Genomic DNA, 12,149 nt, shown 5'->3' with positions numbered 1-12,149 from the left:
AATAAAAACGTCAATTTCTATTATAATTATAGAAATTGACGTTTTTTTATTTAAGTCAAGACATTAATGTCATGGTTTTCTTTTGTACGAACTTTAAATATTTTAGTCATGGTCGTTCTTATTATTCAACCCATTATACAACATGAGATTGAGGTTGACGCACTTTTTCTTTTGCTTCAGTTTCTCTATAACCAAATGCAACCATTACGGATGGTGCAAAATGTGTTTCATCCATCAAGCCTTCATCAATTAAAAATTGCGTTACAGCATCTAAATCAAATCCTTCCATCGGACAAGAATCAATATTTAATAATGCCGCACTCGTCATCATATTACCTAATGCAATGTATGTTTGTTTTTTAGCCCATTCCAACAATGTTTGTGCATTATCATTAATATGGAAACTTGTTTGGAAATTATCGAATTTTTCTTCCGTAGCAGGTATACTATCTTCGCTGTATTGCTTAATATCTCGAATCATATGTTGTACAAATGGTGATTTAGAAGTTACATTTTTACGTGCCAATATAATTACGAAATGGCTTGCTGTATCTAACTGCCCTTTTGCACCCCAACTTATTTCTTTTAACTTATTTCTAATTTCTGAATTTTGTATTACGATAAATTTCCAAGGTTCTAATCCCAGAGAGCTCGGGGACAGTCTACCCGCTTCTAAGATAGTGTCAAATTCACTTTCATTTATCTTTTTATTTGAATCAAACCTTTTTGTTGCATGTCTAAAATTAAACGCGTTTATAATTGTTTGTTGCATATCATTCATTTCTTGTTTGCCATCCTTTCCATTTGTATCTTATACCTTTTAGTATAGGATAGGTTGTTACATGGATTAAAATAAAATGTTTAAGCTTAATACCAAATTAAGATATAAGATATTACTTATTCATTTTAAGCACTTGATCTTCAATAATAGATAAAACACCTTGCTTATCATTTGATGGTGCTACATAATTTGCAATTTCGAATAATGTTTCATCTTCACAATTTTCCATCACATAACTATATGTTGCTAATTGCAACATATCTAAATCATTATTTGCGTCTCCAAATGCCATGAGCTCGTCTTCCGCTAATCCCCATTTTTTTAATAATCTAGCTAATGCATTTCCTTTGGTCATACCTGGAATGATAATATCGATACTATCTCGACCACTTGATACAAGTGACAAATCTTGTGAAAAGCGTTTTGACAAATCCTTATCAAGTGTAGGATGTGTTGCTCTATCTATATTTAAAGCGATTTTTACATATTCGTCTTCTGGTAAATTTTGTAAGGATTCAATTTCTTTTAATTGTCGATAATAAAAATGTGCATCTTTTTTAAATGATTGCTCATTGTCTTTTAATATGTAAGCACTTTTCAATCCACAAACAATTATTTCGTTGATACCACGGGTGATATTTAAATAATTAACAATATTACGGAAAACATCTTTTTCAAATGCTTGGTAATCATATAACGTATTGCCTTCATAAATAACCGCGCCATTTTCAGCAACAAAAAACATAGCTTTATCTCCGAAAATAGATTTTAATTTTGCGTATTGATTACCACTTGCTGCTATAAATTTAATATTTTCATTTTTCAATTGTTGAAATATACGATTAAATCTTTCTTGATCATATTGTTTTTTTGAATCTAAAAATGTACCATCCATATCTACTGCGATTGCTTTTATCATACTTATCATCCCCTCAAATGCTCTGCTTATATCTGTAATTCATTATATCTATATTCATCGCTAAATTAAAATAAATAAATTGAATTATATCCTTTAAGTTGTGAATAATCTAATTTTTAAAGTTTTAAATAAAAATAGGCAGAATAGAAAGCACATACGCAATATGCTTGATTCTATCTGCCTTGAATAACGTATTCATTTTCTAAAAATTATCTTAGCTTAACATTGGAAAAAATCTGTTCTATGACAGTTCAATGTACGATTCATTTTACCTAACTTTATAAAGCTTTAGCCTTCTTGATTGTCTTCTTTCATACGAACAATAGAAACATAATTAGATTTTTCTTTAATATCATAGATTGTTAAACCTGTAATATCTTTTGGTTTACCTGGCACGATAATACTTATGATATAAGAGAAAATAAATGCTACTATAAACGAAATAATAGATACATAGAATGGTGAATTGCCGCCACCCATTCCGTTAAAGATATAAGCAAAAATAATTCCAAATATTAATCCCATCAGTACACCGAACGTATTGGTACGACGTGTGAATATACCAACCGCAAATACACCAGCCAATGGTACTCCTACTAAACCAGTAATTAACAAGAATAAATCCCAAAGGTCGTTAGAATCTGCTGCAATTAGATAAATAGACATACCGAATCCAAATAATCCCGAAAGGATGATTATCCATCTAGCAAATCCAACTTCACTTTTTTCATCTTTCTTGCCAAAGAATCTGTGCTTAATATCAACAGAAATACAAGCCGAAATTGAATTCAAACTTGAAGAAATGGTTGATTGTGCCGCTGCAAATATGGCTGCTATTAATAGTCCAGCAACAAATGGTGGCATTTCAGTAAGTATAAAGTATGGTACTACAGAAGAAGTATTAAACCCTTTAGGCAATGCACTTTCATGACTATAAAATGAGTACATCATTGTTCCCATACCGTAGAATAACGGCGCCGATATTAAAGCTAAGTCCCCATTCGTCCATAAAGATTTTTTTGTTTCTGATATAGAATCTGATGCTTGATAACGTTGTACCACATCTTGACTTGCTGTATATTGATGCAAGTTGTTAAAAATGTTCCCTAAAAAGATGATAGGAATTGCCGCGGCTGCAGTATTAAATTTCCAGTTATCAGCACTAATGATTTTTTTATGTTCTAATGCATCACTTACAACAGTCCCCATTCCCCCTTGAATGTGGACTACACCTAAAATAATGATTGCTGCTGCGCCACCTAATAGAATGACGCCTTGAATGAAATCACTCCATACAACACCTTCAAAACCGCCAAGGAATGTATAAAGAATACACAAAATACCAACCAAACTTGCCACTATATATGGATTCATATCTGATACAGAAGTTATCGCTAATGTAGGTAAATAGATAACAATGGCTACTCTCCCAATATGGAATAACACAAATAACAATGAACCGATAACACGAATACTAGGTCCAAAACGCGCCTCTAAATATTCATAAGCAGACGTCACCTTTAATTTTTTAAAAAAAGGTACATAAAAGTATATAAGTAAAGGAATAATTGCTACAATCGCAATATTACCTGCAATATATAACCAGTCTGTCAAAAAAGCCTTTTCTGGCGTAGACATAAAAGTTATCGCACTTAAAGTTGTGGCATAAATAGAGAACCCTACTGCCCATGAAGGCAAACGACCACTAGCCGTAAAGAAGCTATCTGTACTTTGGCTTGCGCGTTTGGTAAAATATGCACCGACTAAAAGCATAACTAAAAGGTAAATAACTACTGCCACCCAGTTCCATATACCAAAACCAACTTGTTCCATTTAATTCATCCCCTTATACGGTAACCTATAAATCGTATTTGTTAATTAATGATTCTAATTTAGCTCTGTTGTTTTCATTGAAAGGTTTGAACGGACGTTTTGGTAATCCACCATCAATACCACGTGTCGCTAAAATTTCTTTCAATGTAGAATAAATGCCCATAGACAGCACATTTTCAATAATGTCGTTAGTATCATGCTGAATTTGATAAGCTTCATCAATTTGACCATTTTTAGCTTTTTCAAAAATTTGTCTTGCGCGTCTACCATTGACATTATATGTAGAGCCAATTGCGCCATCTACACCAGAAATAGCCGCTTGTACTAACATTTCATCAAAACCAGAAAGTATTAATTTATCTGGATACGCTTTGCGAATACGTTCTAATAAGAAAAAGTTAGGAGCAGTATATTTCACACCGACCACTTTTTCATGATTAAATAATTCACCAAATTGTTCTATAGAAATGTTAACGCCAGTTAAATCTGGAATTGCATAAATAATTAAATTATTTTGTGTCGCTTCAATTAATTCAAAATAGTAATCTTTGATTTCTTCAAATGAAAATGGATAATAGAATGGTGTAACTGCAGAAATGGCATCATACCCTAATTCAGTAGCATATTTACCTAGCTCTATTGCTTCATTTAAATCTAATGATCCAACTTGAGCGATCAATTTTACATTCTCATTCACTGCCTCTTTAGCAACTTTAAAAACTTGTTTCTTTTGCTCTTTATTTAATAAGAAGTTTTCGCCTGAGCTGCCATTAACATAAAGTCCATCTAATCCTTCAGTTTCAATGGCATTTTGTGCAATTTGCGCCAATCCTTCCTCTTTAACCTGACCATCCTCATCAAATGGTACTAATAATGCTGCATATAAACCTTTTAAATTCTCTTCCATTTTATAACCCTCCATCTATATATTTAAGTTATTATTTTTAATCATTTATATAAACATATAATGCTTTAAAAAATATCTTTTATTTATTCTATTTACAGTTCAAATTGTAAACGCTATCATAGAGTGTGGCAATAGCTTTTTGAAAAAATGCATCATTTTATAATGATATGCGTGAAAAATTTTTTCAATATTGATTTTCTTGTAGAAATTAAGGAGGGTGCAAATATGCATCAATATAAAATTGCTATTGATATTGGAGGAACAGAAATTAAGGCTGCTGTGGTAGATCAATCATTAAATTTTATAGAGTACATCAAAACACCTACCCCAAATAACATCGATACGTTTATTAGAGATAAAGTTTATGAGCTTGTAATGATGTTGCAGAAATCTTATCAAATCGACCCACTTTATGTTGGTATTTCTAGCGCAGGCGTTATAGATGAACAGCGCGGTATAGTTGAATACGCTGGGCCAACGATTCCCAATTATAAGGGAACTGACTTCAAATCTTTGCTTGAACCGTTAAATGCTCAGGTGAATGTATTTAATGATGTCAATGCAGCATTATTAGGAGAACTGGCTTTCCATGATTACAGCTCACAAAATATTTTTTGCTTAACTCTGGGAACAGGAATTGGTGGCGCTTTTTATAACAAATACGCGCAACTATACAATGGCGAAAGAAATCGCGCTAATGAAATTGGTTATTTGCTTTATGATAGAAAAACAAACAAAACCTTTGAACAACGTGCCTCAACAACTGCCTTAAAAGCACTCATGTTAGAAAAAGGGTTTATTCATCAAGACAATGTGCCAAAATTATTTGAACTAGCAGATCAACAAGATACGCTAGCACTAGCCATACTCAATCAATGGAGTGATTCCATCGCAGAAGGCATCGCTCAAATACAAATCATTTATGATCCTGGGTTAATACTGATCGGTGGCGGTGTTTCGTCACAAGGTCAAAATTTATTAAAATACATCATACCAAAAGTCGAATGTTATTTACCTGAACAATACGGTCATGCTCAAATACAAACAACAAGTACACAGAATCACGCTGCACTATACGGAGCAGTCTCTAGATTTTAAAAAGTTTTTGTCATCATTTTGTTGTCATAATAATGAAAGTTACTCCGTTTTAAAAGTCAAAACTATAAAAAACGCCAAATTCTAAATTATCCCAATAGAATTTGGCGTTTATGTTTTAATCAAAAATATTTATTTTCACAATGATTCTATTCATTTAATACTACTTTTTTAGTATGTTGATATACATTATGCATATACGTATCGTCCAATAATAAGTAACTGACGATATCTATTAAAAATAATGTAGCTATTTGAGTATTGATAAATTGGGTGTCTTTATTTCTAGATTGATCAGTAGTAATAAGCACTAAATCCGCACACGCTGTAATTGGACTTCCTTCATAATTTGTTATCACTACGACATATGCACCACGTTCATGTGCAACTTTAGCTGCAGCGATAAGCTCTGTAGTTTCGCCACTATTTGAAATTGCAACAAATGTATCGGAAGTTGATAATAAAGAAGCAAATATTTTCATTTGATGTGCATCTGTAGACACATTCCCTTTCAACCCCATTCTCATCATACGATAGTAAAATTCAGTAGCTGATAATCCAGAACTACCAAGTCCTGCATAAATAATTTGCCGACTACGAATAATTTGGTTTACAAAACTTTGAATTTTTTCATCAGAAATAAATTCTCCTGTTTGTTGAATAATATTTTGATGATATTTATGAATACGTTGAATTAATGGACTATTTTCTATTACTCTTTCTGACATTTCTTGCTGTAAATTAAACTTCAAATCTTGAAAGTTCTCGTAATTTAATTTATTACTAAACCTTGTGATTGTTGCAGGTGAAGTACCAATCGCATATGCTAATGAATTAATTGTTGAAAATGTGTCGTCAAAGTCATTGTTTTGAATATATGCTACGATTTGTTTATCTGTTTTGGTAAATAAATGATGATAACGTTGAACGCGATTTTCGAATTTCATTTTGTGCATCCTCCCATCCCAATATTAGCTATATTATAAATGAAAATGTTTTTCATAACAATGAAATATATTGATTATTATTTTCTTGGTGTTATATTAAAAATATAAATCTATTAGATAATAAAGTATTTTATTAAATCTACTAAAGTTACGGAGTGTATAATTATGTTACCACAAGGATTAATTGTCTCATGTCAAGCCTTGGAAAATGAGCCATTACATTCATCTTTTATCATGTCAAAAATGGCTTTAGCTGCATACGAAGGTGGGGCTGTAGGCATTAGAGCAAATTCTAAAGAAGATATTATTGCTATAAAACAAGAAGTGAATTTACCTGTCATCGGTATTGTAAAAAGAGATTATGCAAATTCTGATGTTTTTATCACTGCAACACGTAAAGAAGTCGATGAATTACTAGAAAGTAAATGTGAAGTCATTGCTCTTGATGCCACAAAGCAAGCTCGTCCTAAAGAATCACTTAAAGAACTTGTTTCATATATACGTCAGCATGCACCAAATATAGAAATCATGGCTGATATTTCTACACTTGAAGAAGCACAATATGCTGATAAATTAGGTTTTGATTACATAGGAACTACCCTTCGTGGCTATACTGGTTATACAAAAGGACATATTTTGTATGAAGATAATTTCCAATTTTTAAAAGATGTGCTATCACATGTTCATGCGAAAGTCATAGCTGAAGGAAATGTCATCACACCTGAAATGTTTAAACAAGTTACAGAATTAAATGTTCACTGTACAGTCGTCGGCGGTGCGATTACACGCCCTAAAGAAATCACTAAAAGATTTATTCAAGCAATTGAAAATTAATAATTTAAAAAACCCGTATTCAAATACATGGTTCCTACATGGTTAATGAATATGGGTTTTTATATAATTTTTTATTTAGTATGCTATAGTTCCTCGGCAACAAATATTTTTCTATCTTCCCACTCACCTGTTTGCTCATTGTAATTATCACATGTAATTAATGTTAACTGCTTCTTATTCGATGCTTGTTCATCTAGCACTTCGACTTCATCTGGTTTCACATCATAAATTTTAGTAATCTTATACGTTCTTCGTTCATCTCCAACTTTAAAATAAACTTTACTTCCTTTTTTTGTTTCAGGTAACTTAGAAAACTGATAATCCGAATGACCCGTTAATGTATGACCTGCAATTGCGATATTTTGATCCTCTAATGTTTCGTTTGATTCCACAAAACTTACGCCTCTATCTAATTGTTTGGGCGTGGCAGGTCCTGGATAAACAGGTGTTTTAATATCTGCATCAGGGATTGATAAATATCCTGCCATTTTTGTCTTATCTTTAGGTATTTCTACTTTCTCATTTTCAGAGGTTTTAGATTGTTTGTCATAATGTTCTATTTTATTTTCATTGTCTTTTTGTGCAAAGTAATTATCAATTTTTGGTTTTATAAATAAATAAATCGCTATTATGATGAGTGCTACACCAATTAGTGTGACAAGCCTACTTCCCCATTTTTTCATGTAACGAATACTCCTTTTTCTAAATCAAAATATTCATTGTAAGTATAGCACAACTCATTATCTAACAACGTTAATTTCTCCATAAAACCTTTTATAGTTTTAAAAATTTCATAATGTGGTAGATACTAAAGTATTCAATATATATAAAGGATGTGTTTGTATGTCAGTATTTTCAGATGATGAACGTGTAAAAATATTATCTGACATTATTGAAATTCAATCTGTGAATGAAAATGAACTTGATGTCGCACATTATTTACAGGATTTATTTAATAAATACGGAATTCAAACCAACATTGAAAAACTTGAAGGTGAAACTACGAGAGCTAACTTAGTGGCAGAAATTGGTGATGGCAAACCTGTTGTTGGTGTTTCAGGACATATGGATGTTGTCACTACGGGTGATGAAAATTTATGGAATTATGATCCATTTAAGCTCACAGAAGATGATCAAGGTAGATTACATGGACGTGGCGCTGCAGATATGAAATCTGGATTAGCTGCTTTAGCAATTAGTTTAATAGAAATTAAAGAAGCTGGTACATTAAATCAAGGTACAATCAGATTTATGGCGACTGCTGGAGAAGAAGTAACGAGTGATGGCGCTGCTTTATTACATGAAAAAGGTTATATGGATGACGTCGAAGCTTTATTAATTGCAGAACCTTCACAAGATGGCATTGTTTATACACATAAAGGTACAATGGATATTCAAGTTATATCCAAAGGTAAATCTTCACACAGCTCAATGCCTGAATTAGGTTATAATGCAATTAATCCTTTGGTTGATTTTATTCATTATTTAAACAAAGCTTATAACAAAGTAGATGTTAAAAGTGAATTACTCGGTACCCCAACAATGAATTCAACAATTATCTCCGGTGGTGATCAAGTCAACTCAATACCAGCTTATGCTGAATCATTGTTTAATATGCGTACTATACCAGATTACGATAATAATAAATTTGAAGCACTATTTAACAGTATAAAAGATCAAGTTAAACAAGAAAGTGACGCTGATATTACTGTTAATCCTTATGTAAATCGTGACCCTGTATATACTAAAGGGGATAATGAATTCTTAAAATTGGCTAAATCTTTAGGTGATTCTTATTTTGATAGAAACCTAGAAGTAACTTCTTCTACTGCAACTACAGACGCATCATATTTAATGAAGGATAAAGATGAACGTTTTTCATTTGTAATGTATGGTCCAGGCGAAACTGGCCAAGCACATCAAGTTGATGAATATGTTTATAAAGATACTTATCTAGCTTTTATAGATTTATATAGCCAATTATTACCACAATATTTAAATACTTCTAAATAAAATAACAAAACACATAATGTAACTACCATGAGCTCAATAAGTAAAGGCTAAAATATAAACCTCATACTCAAATAAAGGACGAATCCATATGAAGTGGATTCGTCCTTTTAGATTTAACGCCTTACAAATTTGAACGTAGCATGCTTGCTTGAAATATGATGTATGATAATCCGAGCGTGTACGCCATCTTTTCATCCAAGTCACTAAGACTTTTGGTTTCTTGTAATCATTATGGATGAACATGAATATTTATTTTTTCATCTCTAACCAATTAATTAATTCATTTAAATTATTAACTGTTATTGTAGGATTCTGTCCATTATAATCAAAATGTTCTTTTTGTCTATTCACCCAAACCGTATCAAAGCCAAAATTTGTTGCTCCAGTTACATCCCAAGAATTAGAAGAAACAAACAATATTTCTTCTCTTTTCAAATGATTATATTTCAAAATCAATGCATAACTTGCAGGGCTTGGTTTATATTGCTTAATTTCATTAACACTCATAACCGTATTGATATCTTCACTTAATTCAGAGTTATCAATCAATGGTCTAAGCATATTATCGTTTCCATTGGATAGTATGCCTACATTGATATTCATGCTGTTCAGCTGGGCAAGTACTTTAGGTACTTCGTGAAAATATTCTAAATTTAAAAAAGCATCAAACAAACGATTTATATCTTCTCGATCATATTTTATTTTGTGCTCATCCATTGTGTAACGTAAAGCTTCTTTTGTTAATTCATCAAATGGGATATATCGTTGCATAATTTGTTTTAAAAACATGTGATTTAATTGCGTTTTTCTCCACAGTTTAGAAATAGATGTTGCTTGTTCATCATCAAATTGGGTCATACCTTTTTTTAAAGAGGACATGTCAAAAAGTGTTCCATAAACATCAAAAATAATTGCTTTATACATTTTAAACCTCCTATTCAAAACACACATTTACTATTCTTTATCACGTTTCAACAAAGTCAAACAGTTTCTTATCATTTTTGTAAAATGATAAAGGTCATTGAAAGGTGATGCATTCTATCATTTATTAATTTTTTGTAAATTTTTTAATTATAGCTTTATTATACTACAAAACGGTTATAGAACAGTAAGAAGGGAGGCTGGTTGTTATGAGAAGAATGTTTCTATTAGATTTATTAAACCTCTTTTTTATCGCCACAGGTTATATGTTGATGATTACTTTAATTTTATTTTCATTTGACTTCTTACAAATACAAACAACCGGTTCAGTATTTTTAGAATCATTGAGCGCTATTACCATTTTTCAATTTTTTAGCAATCCTATTTTCAATGGTTTATTCACTTTGTTTTTAATCATCTCTTTCCTATTATTTCTGTACAAAGCATTTGAACTTTATCAAAAAGAAAAGTAAATATCATTGTTATTCAATCATTCAGAGCTCAATTTTATATTATTACAGTAAAGTAACTATTTTTTATTTATAACGCGTATCATCTAACTATTTTAATTTTTATGAATTTTATATTGTAACAATACATTTTAAGTTATATAATATTCTAAGAGAATGTTTCGTGCTATACCTCTAGGCTTTTATTGCCATCTATCATCATAGTTATATTCCATTCCCAGAATTAAACTTTATGCACCCATTAACACAAATGGTATCGCACTGCATTCTCAACAAATGTGCAAAAATTGCTCATTTGAAAAGAGATCTAAAATCACTTTCAGGCAGTGATTTTAGATCTTCTTATAATGCGCTTACTTTAATTTTCCATTAGGATAAACCATAACTTTTAATGAACCACTTTTGTTTGTTCTCGCTCTTTCCATAGCCTCTTGTGCATTTTCTAAATCATATGAATCGGTAAACATTGTATTTAAATTTGCTGCAGTTGAAGATAACATTTCAATGCCCATTGGATAAGTATTAGCATATCTAAAAATACCTACAACATTGATTTCATGATTAGCAATAAACGGTATATTTAATTCAATGTTTTCTTGTTGAGGCAAGCCAACTATTGCTAAAGTTCCTCCATTGTTCAATGCCGCTAATGCATTTTGTAGTGCAGTAGGATTGCCTGCAGTTTCAAAAGCATAATCTACACCTCTATGATTTGTTATTTCATTGATACGAGTTATAACATCCTCTTCTTTAATATTTATAGCATGTGTTGCACCGAGTTCTAATGCTTCATCCAATCTTATTCGTTCAAGATCTGACACGATAATTTTTGTAGCTCCAAAAGCTTTTGCTGCTACGACAGCCATCAACCCCACTGGGCCCATGCCCATAATTACTACTGTAGAACCTGGTTGAACGTTCGCACGTTTACATGCTTGTACACCGACTGAGAATGGTTCATTTAATGTTGCTTCTTCATATGATAACGCATCAGGAATATGAAATAGAAACCCTTCAGGATGACTTATATATTGACTAAAAGCGCCGTCAATAGGAGGTGTGGCTAAAAACTTAACGTCTGGACATAAGTTATATTTACCAGATTTACAGTATTCACACTCTCCACATGGAACACCAGGTTCAATAGCAACTCTATCTCCAGGTTTAAAATGTGTTACTTCTGGACCAATATCAGCAACAATTCCCGAACATTCATGTCCTAAAATTAGTGGTTTTTCAACTACAAATTCTCCTACACGACCGTGTTCATAATAATGAACATCTGAACCACAAACACCTACTGCCATCACTTTTACTAAAACATCTGTCGGTCCTAACTTAGGTACATCTACTTCTTTAAGTTCCATCTCAAATGGTTTATTTAATATTGAAATATTCATTGTTTCTGGAATATTATTACTCATTTTAA

At 31.6% G+C, this 12,149-nt stretch carries 12 protein-coding genes; 4 read left to right on the top strand and 8 right to left on the bottom strand.

The genetic code is table 11. From position 1 onward, the window contains the following. Positions 1-133 precede the first annotated feature (133 nt). From KA856_RS02470 to KA856_RS02455, 4 genes are all read right to left on the bottom strand, one after another. Entirely contained in the window at positions 134-781 is a 648-nt protein-coding gene (locus tag KA856_RS02470) for an NAD(P)H-dependent oxidoreductase (protein WP_210138489.1), read from the bottom strand. A 112-nt stretch (positions 782-893) separates the two neighbouring features. After that, a complete protein-coding gene (locus KA856_RS02465) occupies positions 894-1,700 on the bottom strand; it encodes a Cof-type HAD-IIB family hydrolase (protein WP_107386189.1) in 807 nt (268 codons plus the stop codon). A gap of 288 nt (positions 1,701-1,988) precedes the next feature. After that, complete coding sequence (locus KA856_RS02460; protein WP_210138488.1) at positions 1,989-3,533, bottom strand: sodium:solute symporter family protein; 1,545 nt, start codon at positions 3,531-3,533, stop codon at positions 1,989-1,991. A gap of 25 nt (positions 3,534-3,558) precedes the next feature. Then, positions 3,559-4,440: an N-acetylneuraminate lyase gene (locus KA856_RS02455; RefSeq protein WP_107386187.1), complete on the bottom strand. Its 882-nt coding sequence runs from the start codon at positions 4,438-4,440 to the stop codon at positions 3,559-3,561. 225 nt (positions 4,441-4,665) lie between these two features. Between KA856_RS02455 and KA856_RS02450 the strand changes: the two genes are divergently transcribed. Beyond that, positions 4,666-5,538: an ROK family protein gene (locus tag KA856_RS02450; protein ID WP_107384224.1), complete on the top strand. Its 873-nt coding sequence runs from the start codon at positions 4,666-4,668 to the stop codon at positions 5,536-5,538. Positions 5,539-5,684: 146 nt separating this feature from the next. Here the strand turns inward: KA856_RS02450 and KA856_RS02445 are convergent, their stop codons facing one another. After that, positions 5,685-6,482, bottom strand: coding sequence for a MurR/RpiR family transcriptional regulator (locus tag KA856_RS02445; protein ID WP_107384225.1), 798 nt, complete (start codon positions 6,480-6,482; stop codon positions 5,685-5,687). 165 nt (positions 6,483-6,647) lie between these two features. Between KA856_RS02445 and KA856_RS02440 the strand changes: the two genes are divergently transcribed. Continuing rightward, positions 6,648-7,316: an N-acetylmannosamine-6-phosphate 2-epimerase gene (locus tag KA856_RS02440; RefSeq protein ID WP_107384226.1), complete on the top strand. Its 669-nt coding sequence runs from the start codon at positions 6,648-6,650 to the stop codon at positions 7,314-7,316. 83 nt (positions 7,317-7,399) lie between these two features. On the opposite strand, the gene srtA is transcribed toward KA856_RS02440, so the two are convergent. Continuing rightward, entirely contained in the window at positions 7,400-7,999 is a 600-nt protein-coding gene (gene srtA, locus KA856_RS02435; protein ID WP_107384227.1) for a class A sortase SrtA, read from the bottom strand. Positions 8,000-8,159: 160 nt separating this feature from the next. On the opposite strand from srtA, the gene KA856_RS02430 reads away from it, so the two are divergent. Further along, positions 8,160-9,329, top strand: a complete 1,170-nt coding sequence (locus tag KA856_RS02430) for an ArgE/DapE family deacylase (protein WP_107384228.1) — start codon at positions 8,160-8,162, stop codon at positions 9,327-9,329. A gap of 249 nt (positions 9,330-9,578) precedes the next feature. Here KA856_RS02430 and KA856_RS02425 read toward each other — a convergent pair whose 3' ends face one another. After that, on the bottom strand, positions 9,579-10,253 hold the full coding sequence (locus tag KA856_RS02425; protein WP_107384229.1) for a haloacid dehalogenase type II: 675 nt from the start codon (positions 10,251-10,253) through the stop codon (positions 9,579-9,581). Between the two features lie 206 nt (positions 10,254-10,459). On the opposite strand from KA856_RS02425, the gene KA856_RS02420 reads away from it, so the two are divergent. Then, complete coding sequence (locus KA856_RS02420) at positions 10,460-10,723, top strand: hypothetical protein (RefSeq protein WP_107384230.1); 264 nt, start codon at positions 10,460-10,462, stop codon at positions 10,721-10,723. A gap of 350 nt (positions 10,724-11,073) precedes the next feature. Here KA856_RS02420 and KA856_RS02415 read toward each other — a convergent pair whose 3' ends face one another. Beyond that, positions 11,074-12,144: an NAD(P)-dependent alcohol dehydrogenase gene (locus tag KA856_RS02415; protein WP_107505078.1), complete on the bottom strand. Its 1,071-nt coding sequence runs from the start codon at positions 12,142-12,144 to the stop codon at positions 11,074-11,076. Positions 12,145-12,149: the final 5 nt, after the last annotated feature.

The sequence above is a fragment of the Staphylococcus sp. GDB9P120P genome, from assembly GCF_017893435.1.
In the GTDB taxonomy this organism is placed as follows: domain Bacteria; phylum Bacillota; class Bacilli; order Staphylococcales; family Staphylococcaceae; genus Staphylococcus; species Staphylococcus cohnii.
Note: the sequence above shows the minus strand (reverse complement) of the source record. Positions and strands in the feature narration are given on the sequence as shown.

Excerpts from the sequence above, each read along its gene's own strand:
- KA856_RS02470 (WP_210138489.1), bottom strand. The coding sequence starts at position 781 with ATGAATGATATGCAACAAACAATTATAAACGCGTTTAATTTTAGACAT.
- KA856_RS02465 (WP_107386189.1), bottom strand. The coding sequence starts at position 1,700 with ATGATAAAAGCAATCGCAGTAGATATGGATGGTACATTTTTAGATTCA.
- KA856_RS02460 (WP_210138488.1), bottom strand. The coding sequence starts at position 3,533 with ATGGAACAAGTTGGTTTTGGTATATGGAACTGGGTGGCAGTAGTTATT.
- KA856_RS02455 (WP_107386187.1), bottom strand. The coding sequence starts at position 4,440 with ATGGAAGAGAATTTAAAAGGTTTATATGCAGCATTATTAGTACCATTT.
- KA856_RS02450 (WP_107384224.1), top strand. The coding sequence starts at position 4,666 with ATGCATCAATATAAAATTGCTATTGATATTGGAGGAACAGAAATTAAG.
- KA856_RS02445 (WP_107384225.1), bottom strand. The coding sequence starts at position 6,482 with ATGAAATTCGAAAATCGCGTTCAACGTTATCATCATTTATTTACCAAA.
- KA856_RS02440 (WP_107384226.1), top strand. The coding sequence starts at position 6,648 with ATGTTACCACAAGGATTAATTGTCTCATGTCAAGCCTTGGAAAATGAG.
- srtA (WP_107384227.1), bottom strand. The coding sequence starts at position 7,999 with ATGAAAAAATGGGGAAGTAGGCTTGTCACACTAATTGGTGTAGCACTC.
- KA856_RS02430 (WP_107384228.1), top strand. The coding sequence starts at position 8,160 with ATGTCAGTATTTTCAGATGATGAACGTGTAAAAATATTATCTGACATT.
- KA856_RS02425 (WP_107384229.1), bottom strand. The coding sequence starts at position 10,253 with ATGTATAAAGCAATTATTTTTGATGTTTATGGAACACTTTTTGACATG.
- KA856_RS02420 (WP_107384230.1), top strand. The coding sequence starts at position 10,460 with ATGAGAAGAATGTTTCTATTAGATTTATTAAACCTCTTTTTTATCGCC.
- KA856_RS02415 (WP_107505078.1), bottom strand. The coding sequence starts at position 12,144 with ATGAGTAATAATATTCCAGAAACAATGAATATTTCAATATTAAATAAA.